We start from the raw sequence: 18,604 nt of genomic DNA, 5'->3' as shown, positions 1-18,604 counted from the left end.
TGAACCGCCACGTTTGGGAAATCTTCTGGGACATATTTTTCGCGGCCATGGGCCGCTCCTAAGAAATCCGTGAGTGTGCTTCACCCCTTGTAGGAGCGGCCCGCGGCCGCGATCGGGGCTCGATAACCCGGAGGTAATCGCGGCTGGCAGCCGCTCCTACAAAATCGGTGAGTGCGCATCCCCACCCGCAGGAGCGGCCGCTGGCCGCGACGCGACCGCCGGCTGCACCTATCCCGATTTTTTCTTTTCCTCGATGGCCGCCACCCTCTCGATGGTGCGCAACAATGCATCCGGGCTCAGGCTGATGGAATCGATCCCCAGTTCCACCAGGTACTCGGCCACTTCCGGGTAGTTCGACGGCGCCTCGCCGCAGATACCGGCCGGAATACCGTTGCGTTGTGCGCCCTCAATAGCGAGCCGCAGCATTTCCAATACGCCAGGATCCCGCTCGTCGAAATCAAAGGCGACAATGTCTGAATCCCGGTCTACACCGAGCACCAGCTGCGTCAGGTCATTGGAGCCGATGGAGATACCGTCGAACAGCTGGCTGAATGCGTCTATCTGCACCACGTTATTGGGGATCTCGCACATGACGTAGACCTCCAGGCCGTTCCTCCCCTGTTTCAACCCGTGGTCAGCCATCGCCTGCAACACCTGCTCGCCCTCGGGAATGCGTCGGCAAAAGGGAATCATCACCTTGATATTATCCAGGCCCATTGCTTCCCGTGCCCGTTTCAGGGCGGCACACTCCAGCGCAAAGCCATCGGCATAGGCCTCGTGGGCATACCGGGCGGCCCCCCGGAACCCCAGCATCGGGTTCTCTTCATGGGGCTCGAAGCCGGCTCCACCCACCAACCGCGCGTACTCATTGGTCTTGAAATCCGAAGTACGGACAATCACTGGCCGGGGGTAGAAAGCAGCGGCAATGGTGCCGATTCCCTCGGACAGTTTTTCGATGAAAAATGCCCCACCACTTTCGTGACCGGCCGTCAGTTGCTGGAGCTTTTGCCTGTCCTTTTCATCCTCGACCCTCTCTGGGTGGGCCAGCGCCATCGGGTGGGCCATGATATGTTCATTGACGATAAACTCCATACGCGCCAGGCCGACACCATCGCAGGGCAGGGCACTCAGCCGAAATGCCTGGTCCGGGCTGGCCAGGTTGATCATCATCCTGGTCTCTGGCCGGGGAACATGGTCCAGCTCGATCGTGGTTACCTCGAACGGTATCTCCCCGTCGTAGACCCTGCCCACGTCACCCTGGGCGCAGGAAAGGGTGACGATCTGGCCCGCCTGCAGGTTGCGGCCTTCGTCGCCAATGCCGACCACCGCCGGGATACCAAATTCCCGCGCAACAATGGCCGCATGACAGGTCCTGCCACCACGCTCGGTAACCAGTGCCGCCGCGCGCCGCATGGCCGGGCCCCAGTCGGGACTGGTGCTTTCGGCGAACAGTACCTCGCCATCCCCGAAGCCTGCCAGCTGGTCCACGCTGTCCACCCTGCGCAGGGTGCCACTGGCAATACCGGTACCGATAGCCCGCCCGCTGGCGCGCAGGGATTCGCTGTCTGGCTTTTCCCTGAAATGGTAACGCTTAAGCTGGTTACGCGGCTTCTGCGAGGCAACGGTTTCCGGCCGCGCCTGGAGGAGGTACAGCTGCCCGTCATCGCCGTCCTTTGCCCACTCCATATCCATGGGGCAGTCCACGCCCCGTACGCTGCTGTAATGCTTCTCGGTGCGAATCGCGTAATCCGCCAGGGTCAGTACATCGTCGTCATCCAGGCTGTAAATTTCGCGACGGGCCCCGGGGGTATCGATGTTATGCAGCTCCTGGCTGTTCAGGTCTTCATCGCAGACCAGTGTCTGCTGCTTGGCGCCCAGCTGGCGGCGCAAGACACAACGATGGCCCTGCTCGTAAGTTGGCTTGTGCACGTAGAACTCATCCGGGTCCACGGCCCCCTGGACGATATTTTCGCCCAGCCCATATGCCGAATTGATAAAGACTACGTCGCGGAAACCGCTGTCCGTGTCCAGGCTGAACATAACGCCACTGGCGGCCAGGTCCGCCCGGACCATTTTCATCACCGCGATGGTGAGTGCCACCTTGAAATGATCGAACCCGTTGCGCTCCCGGTAACTGATTGCACGCTCGGTAAATAACGACGCAAAACAGCGACGACAGGCCTCCAGTAGCCCTTCGGAGTCACCAATATTGAGGAAGCTGTCGTGCTGGCCGGCAAAGCTGGCGTCGGGCAGGTCCTCTGCGGTGGCGGAGCTGCGCACGGCAACCCTGAGCTGCGGGCCATACTGTTCGCACAGTTCGACATAGGCATCGGTGATTTCCCGGGCCAGGTCGTCCGGTAATCCTGATTCATACACGGCTTTACGGGCTTCCGCGGCAATCTGGCCCTGCTTATCACCTCCGGCATTGCCGACATCACGCAGCAGTTCGTGCAAAGTATCCCGGGTATTGCCCTGGTCCAGTACTGCGCGGTAGGCATTGGCGGTGATGGCAAACCCGTTGGGGACACGAATGCCCTGGGGCGCCAGGGCCCGGTACATTTCACCGAGAGAGGCGGTCTTTCCGCCAACTTCCGCGATATCGCCCAGTGAGATGCACTCAAACCAACGGATGTAATGACTGTGCGGCATGATACGGGTCCTCGGGCGAGACGGCTGGGTAAACAGGGTACGTTGAGGAAACCGGCGGGTGCAGTAGTATCAGCTGATGGAGAGGGGGGGGGAGGGAGCGCCCCGGCGCGCCCCCCGCCATGCCTGCCTGGTTACGATTCTGCGGTGAGATCAAGCCGGTAAATGAGCTGGGTGTGATCCTCGGGATCCGTATGGCATTCCCAACCCATGGCTTTGGCTACTTTCTGCAACCGTGTGTTTTCCGCCGAGTCAATCGAGTAGAGGTGGCCGACGCCCCTGGCCCGTGCCGACTCGATCAGTCGATTCAACAGCAGGGTGCCCAGGCCCTGCATCTGCCAGTCGTCCGCAACCACGACGGCACACTCAGCAGCTGCGCCACCCGCTTCCAGCGCGTAGCGGGAGACACCGATTTCCTTTTCTGCCCCGTTTTCGCTGATGATGGCGATAAATGCCTCGCGCTGGTTGTGATCGACATCTGTCAGCCTTTCCAGCATCTGCTGGCTCGGTTTTCCGACACCGCCCAGGAACCGGAAATGACGGGACTCCGCCGACAGGTTGGTGATAAATTCCCGCTCCAGGTCAATATCGCCCCGGTTTATTGGGCGTATTGTCACCACCTGGCCATTCCGGAGCTTTTCCGTCACAGTTCGCGATAGTGCCTCTTGGTGCTGCTCCTCGGACATTGTCACCTGCCTCCTCTCAAGCTGGCCTGCCGGTTCCTACAATCAGCCTAAATAATAGATCTGCGTTGGTACTTAGGGCCAACCGCACAGATTTATTTACGCGCACCAGGGGGAATAACGGTCACGGCAGCACATGATGCAGGACTTTATATTGCAGGCAGGTGACCTCGACCTCCTGGTCCAGGCGATCCGAAAGGAAGGCTTCCAGGTGATGGGACCTGTGCTGCGTGACAAGGCAATTACCTACGACACCGTTGCGTCCGCCGCAGACCTGCCTCAGGGCTGGACCGATAGGCAGGAAAAGGGCTGTTACCGCCTGGAGCGCCGTGACGATGACGCCTATTTCGGCTATGCGGTCGGGCCGCATTCATGGAAAAAATTCCTGCAGTTGCCGCGCCGACAGGTATGGAAGGCGCGCAAGGACACTAATGACATCCAGGTAACGGAAATTACTGAAGAGCCACCCCGAATGGCTTTTCTCGGCGTACGCAGCTGTGAGCTTCATGCCATCGCCATACAGGACCGGGTATTTGTCGACGACCAGCACTCCAATGAAAATTACGCCCAGAGGCGCAGCAATCTGTTTATTGTCGCGGTGAACTGCACTTCCGCAGCCGCCACCTGCTTCTGCACCTCGATGAATGCTGGACCGAAGGTGACCCTCGCCACTGACCTGGCGATGACCGAAGTAATCGATGGTGATGAGCATTATTTCCTGATTGGCAGCGATTCATACCGCGGCAGCCAGGTCCTGCGCCAGTTACCGGTGACGCCTTCTGGGAAACGGCACGAGGAGGCTGCGGCCCGGGGCGTTCAGAATGCCGTGCGCCAGATGGAAGAGGGGCCCCGCCGGTTTGACAGCTCCGACCTGAAGGAACTGCTCTACCGCAACTACGAGAGTGCATCGTGGGACCAGGTCGCCGAGCGCTGCCTGAGTTGCGCCAATTGCACCATGGCCTGCCCGACGTGCTTCTGCTCCACGGTGGAGGACACCACCGACCTGAGTGGCGACCATGCCGAACGCTGGGAGCGCTGGGATTCCTGTTTTACCGCTGACTTCAGCTATGTCACCGGTGGTCCCGTACGAGCCGATACGCGATCTCGCTACCGGCAGTGGATGACCCACAAACTGGCCACCTGGCACGACCAGTTCGGTTCTTCCGGCTGTGTGGGTTGCGGGCGCTGTATTACCTGGTGCCCGGTGGGTATCGACCTTACCGAGGAAGTGCGGAACATCCGTGAACTCGAGAAACCCGGCCCGGAGCAATAATGCAGAAGATCCCCGACATGCTCCGTGAACACCCTTTCTTCCGCGACCTGGCCCCGGCAGACCTGGAGTTCATCGCTGGCTGCGGAGAGAACGCTATATACGCTGCCGGGGACTACCTGGCACAGGAGAACGAGCCGGCGGACTACTTCTTCCTGATTCGCAAGGGCAGGGTCGCAGTGGAAACCTACCGTCCGGATCGTGGGCCAATCTGCCTGCAGACCCTCCATGACGGCGACGTCTTTGGCTGGTCCTGGCTGTTCCCCCCCTACCAGTGGACCTTCGACGGCCGCGCGATGGATCAGGTACACGCGATACGCCTCAACGGCAAGTGCCTGCGGGAAAAATGTGAGGCAGAGCCACGATTGGGGTTCCAGCTGATGCAGCGCTTTGCCCGGATCGCCACCGAGCGGCTACAGGCTGCGCGAATCCAGCTGCTGGATGTTTACGCCCAACCGTCTCCGCTGGTTGGGGATCGCCAGTGATTCCGCAGATGTACCGTATCGAGCATCGTCAGGAGGAATATCCCGGCACCTTCACGCTGCATCTGTCCCCTGAGCAGGACGATTCGGATGCCTTTCGTCCCGGGCAGTTCAACATGCTCTATGCCTTCGGTGCCGGCGAAGTCCCCATCTCGATGAGTGGCCCGGAATCGCGGGACGGGAGCCTGGTTCATACCATCCGCACACAGGGCCAGGTAACGGCCGCGCTGGAACGATTGCGGCGTGGGGACCAGGTGGGTGTTCGGGGCCCTTTCGGGAATGGCTGGCCGCTGGAAATAGCGGCCGGCAGTGACCTGGTGATTATCGCCGGTGGGCTGGGCCTGGCCCCGTTGCGACCGGTGATCTACAGCGTGTTGCGCAGCGGTATCCAGACCAGTCGCGTAAGGCTTTTCTATGGTGCGCGACGCCCGGCAGAGCGTCTCTTCCAGTCGGAACTGGAGCGGTGGATGCAAGCGCTGGAACTGGTGCAATCGGTCGATCACGCCGTCGACGAGTGGCAGGGGCATATCGGCGTTATTACCGACCCCCTGCAGGCAGCCGAGTTCGACGCGGCCAGGACGGTCGCCTTCGTCTGCGGCCCGGAGATCATGATGCGCTTCTGCATCCGGACCCTGCGCCAGGCGGGGGTACCGGAATCAGCTATCTTCCTTTCCATGGAGCGCAATATGAAGTGCGCAACGGGACACTGTGGACACTGCCAGTGGGGCCCGAATTTTGTCTGCAAGGACGGCCCGGTGTTCTGCTACGGGGATATCCGGCAGTGGTTCAACATCAGGGCCCTGTAATGATTCAGGTGACTGAGGGGCAGGAGCCTACTCGCAGGCGATGAGCCATATGCAAGAGCCCACCAAACCCAGACTGGCGGTATGGAAATTCGCTTCCTGCGACGGTTGCCAGCTCAGCCTGCTTGACTGTGAAGATGAACTTTTGCAGCTGGCGGACACAATCGATATTGCCTATTTCATGGAGGCCAGCAGCCGGCAGGTGGCGGGCCCCTATGATCTTTCCCTGGTGGAAGGATCCATCACCACCACAGAGGATGCGCTCCGCATTCGTGAGGTACGCGCCCAGTCCCGCGCCCTGGTAACGATCGGCGCCTGCGCGACCGCCGGCGGAATCCAGGCACTGCGCAATTTTGCCGATGTAGAGGAATTTACCGCTGTCGTGTACGCCCACCCGCAATACATCGCCACCCTGGCAACCTCGACTCCCATCAGCGCCCACGTGCCGGTGGATTTCGAGTTACAGGGCTGCCCGATCAACAAGCGCCAACTGCTGGAGGTCATCAGCGCCTTCCTGCACCGACGCCCACCCCAGGTGCCGCCGCACTCGGTGTGTGTGGAGTGCAAGATCCGGGGCAATGTCTGTGTCTGGGTAGCCCACGGAACGCCCTGTATGGGCCCGGTAACACACGCCGGGTGCGGGGCCATTTGCCCCACCTATAACCGCGGCTGTTACAGCTGCTATGGCCCCAAGGAAAACCCCAATACGGAGTCCCTGTGCCACTGGTGGCGGGAAGAGCTCGGCGCTGAACGTGTCACGATCATTGAGAACCTGCGCAACTTCAATGCGGCCGCGCCGGCTTTCGAGCGGGAAAGCCGCCGCCAGGCCAGCACCGGCAACCAGGAGCAGGCCGATGGCCAGGACTAAAACCATCAAGGTGGATTACCTGGCCCGGGTCGAGGGCGAAGGGGCGCTGTATATCCGTTATGACGATGGCGGTGTGCACGACGTCAAACTCAAAATCTTCGAACCGCCCCGTTTCTTTGAGGGATTCTTGCGCGGCAGGGACTACCTTGAGGCCCCGGATATTACCGCGCGCATCTGTGGTATCTGCCCGGTGGCCTACCAGATGAGTTCTTTACATGCGATTGAGGACGCGCTTGGCCTGGCCCCCACACCGGAACTGCGGGCACTGCGCCGGCTGATCTATTGCGGTGAGTGGATTGAGAGCCACAGCCTGCATATCTATATGCTGCACGCGCCGGACTTCCTCGGCTATGAGAGCGCTGTGGCGATGGCAAAGGACCACCCGCAAATCGTGCAGGATGGGCTGGCGATCAAAAAGGCCGGCAATGCACTGGTGAGCCTGTTGGGGGGCCGGGAAATTCACCCGATCAATGTGCGCGTCGGCGGGTTTTACCGGGTGCCGGTGAGGGCCGAGTTGGAGCCATTGCGACAGCAGTTGCTGCGGGCGCGGGATCTGGCAGTGGAAGGGGTTCGATGGGCTGCGTCATTATCATTCCCGAAGTTCGAACGGGCCGCGGCCGATCAATACGAGTTTGTCGCTCTCTCGCATCCGAACGAATACCCGATGAATGAAGGCCGTATCGTCTCCACCCGCGGCCTGGACATCCCGGTACAGGCCTATGATGCGCATTTCCGGGAAGAACATATCGAGTACTCCAATGCACTGCACAGTACGCTGGTGGAGCGGGGAGCCTATTTTGTCGGCCCCATGGCCCGCTATAACCTCAATTACGACAGCCTGTCGCCTCTGGTACAGGAGACGGCAGAGGATGTCGGCTTCCCACCATTCTGCGCCAACCCATTCAAGAGCATTGTGGTCCGTAGCCTGGAGGTGCTCTACGCGTTTGACGAGGCCCTGCGGATTATCGACAACTACCAGCAGCCACAGCAGGCTTACCTGGAAACGAAGCCGCGGGAGTCCCATGGGTGCGCGGCAACGGAAGCGCCGCGGGGGCTGCTCTACCACAGCTACGGGATCGACGATAAAGGCAAGATCACTGACGCCAGGATTGTCGCGCCCACCTCCCAGAACCAGAAGACCATCGAGGATGACCTGCGCCATATGCTGCCGCAGTACCTGCACTTGCCTGAGGACCGGCTGCAGGCCCAGTGTGAGCAGGCGATTCGCAATTACGATCCCTGCATCTCCTGCTCGACCCATTTCCTCCAATTGCACCTGGAACACGCGGGAGGCAACTCCGGGGGAAACGACGGGTGACACGGGACACGGTAAAGGGGTGGGCGATCATCAGCCTGGGCAACCGCTTTCGCGGTGACGACAGTGTGGGCCCGTACCTGTTACACCGGTTGCGCGACAGGCTCGGCGGTATTGCCGAGTATATTGAAAACAGCGGTGATATGACGAGGCTTCTGGACGACTGGAAGGCTCGCCCGGTTGTGCTCGTGGACGCTATGGTGGTCTCCGGCACGGCACCGGGTGAAATCATTCGTCTGGACGGACTGGATGAAACCCTGCCCGCAGGCCTGAGTATTACTTCAAGCCATGGCTTTACGCTGGCCGAAACCCTGGAGCTCGCCAGGCTGCTCGATTCACTGCCGTTGACGCTGAGGATATTTGCCATCTGCGGCAAGGACTTTTCCACCAGCGCGACCATGACGCCCGCGGTGGAAGCCGCAGCAGCGCAGGTCGAACAGGAAATTCTGGAATTTTTGAAAGTTCAGGCAGGAGGCCCCTGATGCACGAACAGTCCCTGATCAAGGACCTGGTAGGAAAGATCCGGTTGCTGGCCGGTCGCGAGAGGGGCAGGCTGGTTGCCGCCAGGCTTCGCCTCGGTGCGCTGGCACATATCTCGGCGGATCACCTGCGTGAACACTTTGAGCGTGAGACTGCGGGCACGCCCCTGGAAGGCCTGCGACTGTATATCGATGAACTGTCCGATATACACCATTCCGAGGCCCAGCAGATCGTACTGGACAGCCTGGAGTTCGAGGGCACCGATGCAGAATAATTCGGTAGAGCGCCTGCGTATCGAGATCGGCGGGGTGGTCCAGGGGGTCGGCTTTCGCCCGTTTGTGCACCGCCTGGCGCACGGAAGTGGGCTGCATGGCTGGATCGCCAATGACGCCCGGGGCGTGTGCTTGGAAGTGCAGGGCAAGAGCGCAAAAATACGGGATTTTGTGCAGGGACTACAACAGCACAAACCCAAACACAGCCGCATCGACCGGCTGGTGAGCACACCCGTTCCCCTGCGGGATGATATCGGTTTCTGTATCCGTGAGAGTGACAGCGGTGCCGCACCGTCCGCGACTGTAATGCCCGACCTGGCGCCCTGTGATGACTGCCTGGCCGAGCTGTTCGACCCGGCGAACCGCCGTTACCGTTACCCCTTCATCAACTGCACGGCCTGCGGCCCGCGCTTCAGCATCCTGGAGCGCCTGCCTTACGATCGCGGCAACACCGCAATGAAAAGCTTCGCCCTGTGCGAACATTGCCACCGTGAATATACGGATCCCCGGGATCGGCGATTCCATGCGGAACCCAATGCCTGCGCCGAATGCGGCCCTCAGCTTGAACTTGTGGATCAGCGGGGCCGCTCTATCGCGCTCATGGGGCAGGCCCTGCAACTGGCAGCAGCCGCAATCGATAGCGGCCAGGTTGTCGCCCTCAAAGGCGTTGGCGGTTTCCAGCTTCTGGTCGATGCCAGTAACGAGAACGCTGTAAGGCGGCTGCGACAGCGCAAGCAGCGTCCGCACAAGCCTTTCGCGGTTTTGTACCCGGACCTCGCCACTGTGCGCAGGGACTGCCATGTCTCAAGGCAGGAGGAATCGTTGCTCTGTTCCCGGGAGAGACCGATTGTCCTGCTGACGGCAAAAGGTCAGGCTGACATGCATATCGCTGCAAGTATCGCCCCGCAGAATCCCTTACTGGGAGTCATGCTCCCGGCATCTCCCCTGCACAGCCTGCTGATGCAGATACTGCAACGCCCGGTGGTTGCCACCAGTGGCAACCTGGCGGGGGAGCCCATCTGCACCGACAATGCCCAGGCACTTGAGCGGTTGGGCGGGATCGCCGACCAGTTCCTGTTGCATGACCGCCCCATTGTGCGCGCACTGGATGACTCGGTACAGCGGATCATCGATGGCCAACCGGTGATGCTGCGCCGGGCGCGTGGCTATGCACCACTGCCATTACAGTTACCTGGGCAGGCCAGCAGTACTGACCGGGTCGCTGTAGGCGCGGACCTGAAAAACTGCGTGGCTATTGCCAGGGGGAATACCGTGCAGCTGAGCCAGCATATCGGTGACCTCGACAGCCCGATGGCAATGGAAGCCTTCAGGGGAGCAATCGAAGACCTAATGCGTTTCTACCAGCTGGATCGATGCGTGTTGCTCAACGACCTGCATCCCGGGTATGCGTCACACCGCTGGGCGGGATCCAGTGAGCTGGAAAATACCGGTATCCAACACCACCGGGCCCATTTCTTCTCCTGCATGGCAGAACATGCCCACTATGGGCCCGCCCTGGGTATCTGCTGGGATGGCACCGGCTATGATGGCGACGGCGCCATACGTGGAGGAGAGTTCCTGCGCTGGGATGGCAGCACTACGGTTACCCCGTTTGCGAGCCTGCGGGAATTCTCTCTCCCGGGAGGCGAGCGTGCTGTGCGGGAGCCGCGCCGAACTGGCGCCAGTGTGCTGTTCGAAGCCCTGGGCGACGGGGCGGAGACCCAACAATACCTGAGCAGGCAATTCAGCAGCAGCGAAATCAGGATTCTCAAATGCATGCTCGAACGGGAACTCAACAGCCCCCGCTGTAGCAGCGTCGGTCGCCTGTTTGATGCGGTGGCGTCACTGCTGGGTCTTGCCTCTGAAGTCACATTTGAGGGGCAGGCGGCGATGGCGGTGGAGCATGCCGCACTGGAATCAGATGATTCATCCAGTTACCCATTCGGTCTGCAGCAGCGTGGCGGTCTCTGGCTTGTCGACTGGGCGCCGGTTATTACCGCGTTGCTGGAAGCAGGAGCTGCAGGGACCGAAGTTGCGGACAGGGCTGCCGCGTTTCACAACACCCTGGCCCGGATGATACTGGCCATCGCGCAAAAAGCCGGGGAGGACAATATCTTCCTGTCCGGCGGGGTTTTCCAGAACCGGCGACTGGTTGAGACCACTGCGAAATTGTTGCGGCAGGCCGGGTTCCGTGTCCACTGCCACGGCAGTGTGCCTCCGAACGACGGTGGTATCGCGCTGGGGCAGGTTTACTATGCCTGCTGTATGGCATCCCCTGGGACGCATAAAGGGGAGGGCAGTACCCTGTGTGTTTAGGTATCCCCGGACGCGTGGAGGCGTTTCTCAACACCGAGCCCCTGGAGCGCAGTGCCAGGGTCAGTTTTGGCGGCATCTCCAGGGAGGTGAACCTGGCGTATGTCCCGGAAGCCGACGTAGGTGACTATGTGATTGTTCATGTGGGGTTTGCCATCAGCCGGGTCAACGAGGATGAGGCCCGCAGGATATTCCGTTACCTGGAGGAGATTGGGGAGTTGGGTGAACCATGAAATACCTGGATGAGTATCGCCAGCGGGACAGTATCGAAAAGGTCGCGGCAGAAATTGCCCGGCTCAACACCAGGCCCTGGACCATTATGGAAGTCTGTGGCGGCCAGACCCATGCCATTGTCAAATACGGGCTACAGCAGTTCCTGCCTGCTGCAGTGGAACTGGTCCATGGACCGGGTTGCCCGGTATGCGTGACGCCGCTGGAAGCCATCGACCGCGCGATCGCCATTGCCTCCAGGCCGGAGGTTATTTTCTGCTCCTTCGGCGATATGCTGCGGGTGCCCGGGAGCGATCGTGACCTGCTGTCGGTCAAGGCCGCAGGTGGGGATATCCGTATCGTCTATTCGCCCCTGCAGGCGGTCACGTTGGCAGAAGAGAATCCGGACAGGGAAGTGGTCTTCTTCGCCATAGGCTTCGAGACTACTGCCCCCGCAAATGCCATGGCGGTATTCCTGGCCCGGGAGAAGGGCCTGCGGAATTTCTCCCTGCTCGTCTCCCACTTCCTGGTGCCACCGGCGATCGAATCCATCTGCTCTGCGAAAAACTGTCGCGTGCAGGGTTTCCTGGCGGCCGGGCATGTGTGTGCGGTAATGGGCTACGAGCAGTACCCGCCACTGGCAAGGAAATACCAGATCCCCATTGTGGTCACCGGCTTCGAACCGCTGGATATCCTCGAGGGTGTGATGCTCTGCCTGCGGCAGCTGGAGGAGGGCAGTTGCCGGGTGGAAAACCAGTATGCCCGCGCAGTAGAACGCCATGGCAACCTGCCCGCACAGGAAATGGTCAGGCAGGTATTCGAAGTCGTCGACCAGAACTGGCGCGGGGTTGGCGCAGTCGCTGCCAGTGGGCTGCGCCTGCGGCAGGACTTCGCCCTGTTCGATGCCGGGCGCAGGTTCTGCACCGATATTATTGCCCGGGCGGATACCAGTGGCTGCATCAGTGGGGAGATCATGCAGGGGCATAAAAAACCCGGTGATTGCCCACATTTTGGTAACAGCTGCCGACCGGAAAAGCCCCTCGGCGCGCCCATGGTTTCATCCGAGGGCGCCTGTGCCGCCTACTACGGCTACCGCAGACAGGAACCTGCCAATGAACATTGACTGCCCACTACCTGCAGATACCGGCGAAATCGTGCGCCTGGGCCACGGCAGTGGGGGAGAACTCAGCCAGAGGTTGCTACGGGATTGTGTCTTCCCGCATTTCAATAATTCCTGGATTGCCCAGGGGCACGACAGCGCTACGCTACCACCGGCAACCGGGCAGGTGGTATTCACCACCGACTCATTTGTGGTTACTCCACTGTTTTTCCCCGGTGGCGATATCGGCAGGCTCGCGGTATACGGCACCGTAAACGACCTGGCCATGAGTGGTGCCAGGCCGCTGTACCTGAGTTGCAGCCTGATCCTGGAAGAGGGGCTGCCCCTGGATACCCTGACCAGGGTGATGTCCTCGATGGGCGCGGCGGCCACGCGCTGTGGCGTGCAGCTGGTGACCGGGGACACCAAAGTGGTGGAGCGGGGCAAGGGTGATGGTATCTATATCAATACCGCCGGCATTGGCGTACTGCACGAATCGTTCACGATAGAACCCGGCCAGATCCGGCCCGGTGACGTGATTCTGCTGTCCGGGGATATCGGTCGCCATGGCATGGCGGTAATGGCCCGTCGCGAGGGACTGGAGTTTGATTCCCCGCTGCAAAGTGACTGCGCACCCCTGCACCGCCCCGTGCAAAATCTGCTGGACGCAGGCATCAGCATCCACTGCCTGCGTGACCTGACCCGCGGCGGCCTGGCTACGGCACTGGTGGAGCTTGCGGAAACCGCCGGCAGGGAATTCCTGGTGCGGGAGGCCGACATTCCCACCTGTGATGCCGTGCGGGGCGCCTGCGAAATGCTGGGCCTGGACCCGTTATATGTGGCCAATGAGGGGCGCTTTATTGCCTTTGTGCCCGCGGACCAGGTTGAATCGGCACTCGCCGTGCTGGAATCAGATCCAGTCACAGTGGGGAGCCGGGCCATCGGAACAGTTACTGGTGGAGATCGCCAGCAGGTTATTCTGCAGAACGCATTGGGCTGTGAGCGGCTGTTGCACCGGCTGCCCGGCGAGCAGCTGCCGCGGATCTGTTGAAGGATTCCATGGCCAAGGCAGTGAGGCGCACGCACATAAATATTTATGTAAACCGTTCGCGCGGGCTCGCCATAAATAGTTATGTATAATGCACATAAAACTTTATGTGAGCTCAATATGGCGTCAATCATCATCGACGGCAGGAATGCGGACACAAAGCGGGTATCTATCAGCCTGGACCAGTTCTTATGGCAGCTTGTCTGCGCAGATTTCGGCACAGAGGCTGAGGCACGCACCTGGGTCCGCGAATACATGTCAACACTTCATACCAGCAAGGGCCTTACTGCGATTGTTCGCGACCACTGCCTGCACCGCATCGCAAAGCCGTCGCTGCTGCGTCGCGTTCAGGGTCTGGAGGGCCAGATGGATATTGACGACATCTGAGGATGTGCGAATCGTGACTGCAGGCTAACTTGAAGGGACTCACGCCCAGGAGCAAAGCACCAACTAACGTCCGCTAATGTGAGCCAGGAGGGGCAATTCAGGTGTGGGGTGATCGCCGCAAAGGAGCTCATCAGAGATCAGGCATGTGGGCACGTATTCTGGGATTGATTGGCGCAGGGATTCTGCGGCTGCAATGCACAACATGGCGCGTTGAAATCGAGGGGCTGGACCGCCTGGATGATGTGCGTTACAGGGGCAAGCGGCTTATAGTTGTGTTCTGGCATGGCCAGTATCTGCCGCTGTTCACCCTGTTACGCGGGAGAAAGGCTTGTGTTTTTGCGAGCCATTCGTTTCGGGGAGCAATTATCTGTGAGATATGCCGTCACTTTGGCTATACATGTATCCAGTTACCAGCCCGGTATAACGAAGCAAATTTGCTTGATCTCATGCGGGCCGAGCTAGTTACGCAATCTGCTGCCGCGCTTGCCGTGGATGGACCGCTCGGGCCTTATCATGTGGTAAAAAGGGGGGCGATTGAGCTTGCCTCATCACTGGGTTTTCTCCTTGTTCCCGTGTCCACTGCAAGCCGTCGCAAACACGTCATGAATCGGCGATGGGACCGTATGGAACTGCCGGGGATGTTCACGCGGGTGGCACTTGTTGCCGGTGAACCGCTACGAATTCCGTCCGACATTGATCACAAAGATATTCCATTCTGGGAAGATAAAGTCCACCAGGCGCTAGAAGCCGTGGATAAGAAGGCGAGTGAGCTGGTGAGCAGAGATTGAACGTTCGCGGTAAGTCACGTGGCTTACCGTTGGTGGGCTCGAAGGAACCGCCTGGTTTAGCTGGCCATACAGGACAAGCACTGGCTGTCGGCTCCCCCAACCATAGTTCGCATAATATAGATTATGTTAAATTAAGTATTCACATAACACACCTGCCACCAACAATGGGAGCTACAATTGCACCCCTGTTCCCTGAATCTGGTGCTGGCAACCGTTATGGCAAGCAGGTTCCCCGATCACGCCGCCAATGAGCGCACCTTTCTCGCCTGGGTGCGAACCGCCGTGGCTGTCGTCGGCTTTGGGCTTGCCGCGGGCCGCCTGGGCCAGCAACCGGTGTCACCGTGGTCCGAGGTTGCCATGCTCGCAAGTGGCGGCCTGGTGATCCTGCTGGCATACCTGCGAATGCGCGTGCACCGCAAGCAAATCGATAACCAGGCCGAGCCCGATGATAAGGTCAGTAAATTTGACCTCTTGCTGGTGATCCTGATCGCCGACCTGTTTGTCCTGATGGCCGTCTTTACCGCGCACCTGGCGTGACCAGGGCTCGCCCGGGGATCAGAGGATACGCTCTGTTGCTGCGCTTTCCTCCAGGCAGACGCCGACCAGCTTCGATGCCGGTGTGAAACTGCCTATACCGTAGTTCTCCAGTGGCACCAGCGGGTTGGTCTCGGGGTAATAGGCGGCGGCCTGCCCCGGGGGTATGTCATAGGCAACCAGGGTAAATCCCTCCACTCTCCGATCGACGTCATCATCCCACAGGGAGACGATGTCCACTCGCTGTCCCTCGCTGAAACCCAGCCGGCTGATATCCTCCCGATTGGCGAACAGTACCTGGCGGCTACCGGTGATACCCCGGTAGCGGTCGTTTGGGCTGTATACAGTGGTGTTGAACTGGTCGTGGGAGCGCATGGTTTGCAGTAGCAGATCTGGCCGGCGCTCGCCCTTGTCGCACATCTCACTTCGCACCAGCGAATCCAGTAGCGGGTTGGATTTGAAGCTGGCCTGGCCGGAAGCGGTTTTCCAGTGTCGTTTGGCCGCCGCGTTTTGCAGGTAAAAGCCGCCGGGCTGCCCGATCCTGCGGTTAAAGTCATCAAACCCGGGAATGACGCTCTCGATCAGGTCCCTGATCCGGCTGTAGTCTTCCACCAGATGCAGCCAGTCGACAATCTCACTACCTACAGTGGCATTGGCGATGCCCGCAACTATGGCACATTCCGAGCGGATCCGGGACGACAATGGCCGCAGCTGCCCATAGGATGCGTGCACCATGCTGAACGTGTCTTCCACCGTTACCGCCTGGGGACCCGCAGCCTGCTCGTCGATATCCGTGCGCCCCAGGCACGGCAGGATCAGGGCCTCGCGACCGGTAACCAGGTGGCTGCGGTTGAGCTTGGTACTGATCTGGACCGTTAAATCACACGATCGCAGCGCCTCGTGCGTACGCTGGCTGTCCGGGGTCGCCTGGGCAAAGTTGCCCCCCAGACCGATAAACACCTTGATCCGGCCCTCGATCATGGCGCCGATGCCCTGCACCACGTTCACACCCGGTTCCCGTGGGCAGCTAAAACCAAAGCGCTTTTCCAGGGAATCGAGAAAATCCGCAGCGGGCCTCTCGTTGATGCCCATAGTCCGGTCACCCTGGACATTGCTGTGCCCGCGAATCGGGCTGGCACCGCAGCCGGGCCGGCCTATCTGGCCGCGCAGGAGAAGCAGGTTGGTGAGCTCCTGTATCGTCGCCACACCGTGATAATGCTGGGTAATCCCCATGCCCCAGCAGAAAATCACGCGTTTACCGCGAGCATAAATATCGGCGATCTGTTCCAGCTCTTCTTTTTTAAGCCCACTCTGCTGCAGGATATGCTCCCAGGGAGTCTCCGTTACCAGTTCCCGGTATTCGCCGAAGCCATTGCAGTGCTCACGGATAAATTCAAGGTCCAGGGGGCCGGCGCCACCATCGTTGTCCGCCCTTTCCTGTCGCTCGAACAAAATCTTGGCCACGCCGCGTGCCACTGCCATATCACCGCCGAGTGCGGGGCGAAAATATGCGCTGCTGGTTGGTGTCGCTCCGTCTGTCAGCATTTCAACCGGGTTCTGGGGCGCCTGGAACCGTTGCAGGCCCGCTTCCCGAAGCGGGTTGATTGCCACTACCTGTGCTCCCCGCTTGACCGCCCTGCTGACAGGGTCCAGCATGCGAGGCGCATTGGAGCCCGGATTCTGGCCGAAAATAAACAGGGTATCCGCCTGTTCGAGGTCTTCGTAGGTGCAGGTCCCCTTCCCCACCCCGATACTTTCTTTCAGGGCATAGCCGCTTGCCTCGTGACACATATTGGAGCAGTCCGGGAGGTTGTTGGTACCGAAAACCCGCGCGAACAGCTGGTAGAGAAAAGCCACTTCATTGCTGGCGCGCCCGGACGTGTAAAAGGCGGCTTCGTCCGCCGACGCAAGCGCATTCAGGTGCCGGCCAACCAGCTCGAACGCTGCATCCCAGGAAATCGGACGGTAATGGTCACCCTCACTGTCAAAGTACATCGGTTCGGTCAGCCGGCCCTGGAACTCAAGCCAGTAGTCCGTGTGTCGCAACAGGTCAGTGATGCTGTTTTCCCGGAAAAATGCGGCATCAACCCTGCGACTGGTCGCCTCCCAGTTTGTGGCCTTGGCGCCGTTCTCGCAGAAGCGGATCCGGCCCTCATCAGGGGCCTCACCCCAGGCACAGCTCGGGCAGTCAAATCCACCGTGGTGATTGATACGCAGTAGCAACAGCAGGTTTTTCAGGGCCTGCTGGCTGGCCCGGGTCGTATGGGCCACGCTGCGCAGGGCGCCCCACCCCGCCGCGGGCCTGCGATAGGGGTGAAACCGAAAGGGCTCTATCGGGGGCTTCATAGGCGTTCCTCATCCGACTCCGGTGCCGGGCTATAGATCCGCCCTTCGCCCCGGGCGGTCTGGTGTAACAGGTTGAGGCCACAGTCCCGGGCCCAGCGCACGCTGAAATCACTTGGTGCAGACAGGCTCACCAGGGTGCCGACCCCCGCCCTTACCGCTTTCTGCACCAGCTCCAGGCCACAGCGGCTGGTAACCGCAACGAATCCCTGCTCGAGTGCGATTCCCTGGCGAAAGCAGGCACCCAGCAGTTTATCCAGCGCATTGTGGCGACCGATATCTTCCCGGCAAAGTAACGTTTGTCCGTGCGAGCTCACATACAGTGCGGCATGCATGGCCCCGCTGTGGTGACGATGTTTTTGTACCTGCTGAAAGCGTTCCCGCACCGAGCGGAGGTGGGCCTGTGGTGGGAGGGGCCGATTGGGGCCAATCGAGTTCGCCGGGGGGCGTAACAGGGCCTGCTGAAGCGCCTCGGTTCCGCAGAGCCCGCAGCTGCCGCTGCCTGCCAGGTTTCTCCGCATGGCTTTCAGGCCGTGCAGTGCCCGCTGGACCAGGGTGATCTCCAGGCAGGCGCTATGCTGCTGGTAGTCGACACTGATATCGAGAATTTGATCCGGAGAATCGATAACCCGGTTACTGATACTGAACCCAACGGCAAAATCCGCCAGGTTGTCCGGGGTCGCCATCATTACGGCGTGATTCAGGCCGTTATAGCTGATGGCAATTGCGGCTTCCTGTGCCAGCCCCTGGCGGTGGGCCTGAGAACGGTCGGCCCCGGAATCCCCGCCTTCCGGTAAGCAGTAAGTATCAGTGCCAGCCTCCCGACTCCCGGGGATTGCATCCACGGATTGGCATTCGGGCATATTCGCGCTCCTCCGGCTGAAAGATTGGCCGCCAGCCAACCTGGGTCAGCCGCAGCAACCGGACTTTAACGGTGACATCCCTTAATCCGCCTGAAGCTGGCTCCTGTCCGGGGACCTGATTATATGCCTGAAGGCCGGGGTCGCTTGACGGACAACCCGCCAAAAAAGGCCATGCAGATGGCCCTGCATAAAGGGCCTGC

18 protein-coding genes are annotated in these 18,604 nt (G+C 60.3%); 14 read left to right on the top strand and 4 right to left on the bottom strand.

Annotated features, from left to right (window positions below; genetic code table 11):
• Nucleotides 1-228 precede the first annotated feature (228 nt).
• Complete coding sequence (gene ppsA, locus LVE68_RS01510) at nucleotides 229-2,649, bottom strand: phosphoenolpyruvate synthase (RefSeq protein ID WP_232942508.1); 2,421 nt, start codon at nucleotides 2,647-2,649, stop codon at nucleotides 229-231.
• 131 nt (nucleotides 2,650-2,780) lie between these two features.
• Nucleotides 2,781-3,332, bottom strand: a complete 552-nt coding sequence (locus LVE68_RS01505) for a GNAT family N-acetyltransferase (protein ID WP_232942506.1) — start codon at nucleotides 3,330-3,332, stop codon at nucleotides 2,781-2,783.
• Between the two features lie 133 nt (nucleotides 3,333-3,465).
• Here LVE68_RS01505 and LVE68_RS01500 point away from each other — a divergent pair, with 133 nt between their 5' ends.
• The 14 genes from LVE68_RS01500 to LVE68_RS01435 all read left to right on the top strand — a co-directional run bounded on the left by LVE68_RS01500 (nucleotide 3,466) and on the right by LVE68_RS01435 (nucleotide 15,201).
• Complete coding sequence (locus LVE68_RS01500; RefSeq protein ID WP_232942504.1) at nucleotides 3,466-4,602, top strand: 4Fe-4S dicluster domain-containing protein; 1,137 nt, start codon at nucleotides 3,466-3,468, stop codon at nucleotides 4,600-4,602.
• Nucleotides 4,602-5,084: a cyclic nucleotide-binding domain-containing protein gene (locus LVE68_RS01495; RefSeq protein WP_232942502.1), complete on the top strand. Its 483-nt coding sequence runs from the start codon at nucleotides 4,602-4,604 to the stop codon at nucleotides 5,082-5,084. The genes LVE68_RS01500 and LVE68_RS01495 overlap by 1 nt, the downstream gene beginning before the upstream one ends.
• Nucleotides 5,081-5,887: an FAD/NAD(P)-binding protein gene (locus tag LVE68_RS01490; protein WP_232942500.1), complete on the top strand. Its 807-nt coding sequence runs from the start codon at nucleotides 5,081-5,083 to the stop codon at nucleotides 5,885-5,887. The genes LVE68_RS01495 and LVE68_RS01490 overlap by 4 nt, the downstream gene beginning before the upstream one ends.
• A 40-nt stretch (nucleotides 5,888-5,927) precedes the next feature.
• Nucleotides 5,928-6,752, top strand: a complete 825-nt coding sequence (locus tag LVE68_RS01485) for an oxidoreductase (RefSeq protein ID WP_232942498.1) — start codon at nucleotides 5,928-5,930, stop codon at nucleotides 6,750-6,752.
• Complete coding sequence (locus LVE68_RS01480; protein ID WP_232942496.1) at nucleotides 6,739-8,070, top strand: Ni/Fe hydrogenase subunit alpha; 1,332 nt, start codon at nucleotides 6,739-6,741, stop codon at nucleotides 8,068-8,070. The genes LVE68_RS01485 and LVE68_RS01480 overlap by 14 nt, the downstream gene beginning before the upstream one ends.
• Complete coding sequence (locus LVE68_RS01475; protein WP_232942494.1) at nucleotides 8,067-8,549, top strand: hydrogenase maturation protease; 483 nt, start codon at nucleotides 8,067-8,069, stop codon at nucleotides 8,547-8,549. The genes LVE68_RS01480 and LVE68_RS01475 overlap by 4 nt, the downstream gene beginning before the upstream one ends.
• A complete protein-coding gene (locus LVE68_RS01470; protein WP_232942493.1) occupies nucleotides 8,549-8,821 on the top strand; it encodes a hydrogenase/urease maturation nickel metallochaperone HypA in 273 nt (90 codons plus the stop codon). Before LVE68_RS01475 ends, LVE68_RS01470 begins: the two co-directional genes overlap by 1 nt.
• Nucleotides 8,811-11,135 (top strand): carbamoyltransferase HypF, encoded by a 2,325-nt coding sequence (hypF, locus tag LVE68_RS01465; protein WP_232942491.1) that lies wholly within the window; start codon nucleotides 8,811-8,813, stop codon nucleotides 11,133-11,135. The genes LVE68_RS01470 and hypF overlap by 11 nt, the downstream gene beginning before the upstream one ends.
• Complete coding sequence (locus LVE68_RS01460) at nucleotides 11,126-11,365, top strand: HypC/HybG/HupF family hydrogenase formation chaperone (RefSeq protein ID WP_232942489.1); 240 nt, start codon at nucleotides 11,126-11,128, stop codon at nucleotides 11,363-11,365. Before hypF ends, LVE68_RS01460 begins: the two co-directional genes overlap by 10 nt.
• Entirely contained in the window at nucleotides 11,362-12,465 is a 1,104-nt protein-coding gene (gene hypD, locus LVE68_RS01455; protein ID WP_232942487.1) for a hydrogenase formation protein HypD, read from the top strand. The genes LVE68_RS01460 and hypD overlap by 4 nt, the downstream gene beginning before the upstream one ends.
• Entirely contained in the window at nucleotides 12,455-13,492 is a 1,038-nt protein-coding gene (gene hypE, locus LVE68_RS01450; protein WP_232942485.1) for a hydrogenase expression/formation protein HypE, read from the top strand. The genes hypD and hypE overlap by 11 nt, the downstream gene beginning before the upstream one ends.
• Before the next feature lie 117 nt (nucleotides 13,493-13,609).
• A complete protein-coding gene (locus LVE68_RS01445; protein WP_232942483.1) occupies nucleotides 13,610-13,876 on the top strand; it encodes a hypothetical protein in 267 nt (88 codons plus the stop codon).
• Nucleotides 13,877-14,019: 143 nt separating this feature from the next.
• The gene (locus tag LVE68_RS01440; RefSeq protein ID WP_232942481.1) at nucleotides 14,020-14,664 is read left to right on the top strand and encodes a lysophospholipid acyltransferase family protein; all 645 of its coding nucleotides are present in this window, start codon (nucleotides 14,020-14,022) and stop codon (nucleotides 14,662-14,664) included.
• Nucleotides 14,665-14,880: 216 nt separating this feature from the next.
• The gene (locus LVE68_RS01435; protein ID WP_232942479.1) at nucleotides 14,881-15,201 is read left to right on the top strand and encodes a YidH family protein; all 321 of its coding nucleotides are present in this window, start codon (nucleotides 14,881-14,883) and stop codon (nucleotides 15,199-15,201) included.
• A gap of 18 nt (nucleotides 15,202-15,219) precedes the next feature.
• On the opposite strand, the gene LVE68_RS01430 is transcribed toward LVE68_RS01435, so the two are convergent.
• On the bottom strand, nucleotides 15,220-17,544 hold the full coding sequence (locus tag LVE68_RS01430; RefSeq protein ID WP_232942477.1) for an FdhF/YdeP family oxidoreductase: 2,325 nt from the start codon (nucleotides 17,542-17,544) through the stop codon (nucleotides 15,220-15,222).
• Complete coding sequence (gene fdhD / locus LVE68_RS01425) at nucleotides 17,541-18,404, bottom strand: formate dehydrogenase accessory sulfurtransferase FdhD (RefSeq protein WP_232942475.1); 864 nt, start codon at nucleotides 18,402-18,404, stop codon at nucleotides 17,541-17,543. Before fdhD ends, LVE68_RS01430 begins: the two co-directional genes overlap by 4 nt.
• Nucleotides 18,405-18,604: the final 200 nt, after the last annotated feature.

It is taken from the genome of Microbulbifer sp. YPW16, from assembly GCF_021290385.1.
In the GTDB taxonomy this organism is placed as follows: domain Bacteria; phylum Pseudomonadota; class Gammaproteobacteria; order Pseudomonadales; family Cellvibrionaceae; genus Microbulbifer; species Microbulbifer zhoushanensis.
The sequence above is the reverse complement of the archived record's forward strand: the minus strand, read 5'-3'. Positions and strand labels throughout refer to the sequence as shown.

Bases quoted from the DNA above. Each gene is read 5' to 3' on its own strand.
- LVE68_RS01495 (WP_232942502.1), top strand. From the start codon at position 4,602: ATGCAGAAGATCCCCGACATGCTCCGTGAACACCCTTTCTTCCGCGAC.
- LVE68_RS01440 (WP_232942481.1), top strand. From the start codon at position 14,020: ATGTGGGCACGTATTCTGGGATTGATTGGCGCAGGGATTCTGCGGCTG.
- hypF (WP_232942491.1), top strand. From the start codon at position 8,811: ATGCAGAATAATTCGGTAGAGCGCCTGCGTATCGAGATCGGCGGGGTG.
- LVE68_RS01430 (WP_232942477.1), bottom strand. From the start codon at position 17,544: ATGAAGCCCCCGATAGAGCCCTTTCGGTTTCACCCCTATCGCAGGCCC.
- LVE68_RS01470 (WP_232942493.1), top strand. From the start codon at position 8,549: ATGCACGAACAGTCCCTGATCAAGGACCTGGTAGGAAAGATCCGGTTG.
- LVE68_RS01505 (WP_232942506.1), bottom strand. From the start codon at position 3,332: ATGTCCGAGGAGCAGCACCAAGAGGCACTATCGCGAACTGTGACGGAA.
- fdhD (WP_232942475.1), bottom strand. From the start codon at position 18,404: ATGCCCGAATGCCAATCCGTGGATGCAATCCCCGGGAGTCGGGAGGCT.
- LVE68_RS01485 (WP_232942498.1), top strand. From the start codon at position 5,928: ATGAGCCATATGCAAGAGCCCACCAAACCCAGACTGGCGGTATGGAAA.
- LVE68_RS01480 (WP_232942496.1), top strand. From the start codon at position 6,739: ATGGCCAGGACTAAAACCATCAAGGTGGATTACCTGGCCCGGGTCGAG.
- LVE68_RS01445 (WP_232942483.1), top strand. From the start codon at position 13,610: ATGGCGTCAATCATCATCGACGGCAGGAATGCGGACACAAAGCGGGTA.
- hypD (WP_232942487.1), top strand. From the start codon at position 11,362: ATGAAATACCTGGATGAGTATCGCCAGCGGGACAGTATCGAAAAGGTC.
- ppsA (WP_232942508.1), bottom strand. From the start codon at position 2,649: ATGCCGCACAGTCATTACATCCGTTGGTTTGAGTGCATCTCACTGGGC.
- LVE68_RS01435 (WP_232942479.1), top strand. From the start codon at position 14,881: ATGGCAAGCAGGTTCCCCGATCACGCCGCCAATGAGCGCACCTTTCTC.
- LVE68_RS01500 (WP_232942504.1), top strand. From the start codon at position 3,466: ATGATGCAGGACTTTATATTGCAGGCAGGTGACCTCGACCTCCTGGTC.
- hypE (WP_232942485.1), top strand. From the start codon at position 12,455: ATGAACATTGACTGCCCACTACCTGCAGATACCGGCGAAATCGTGCGC.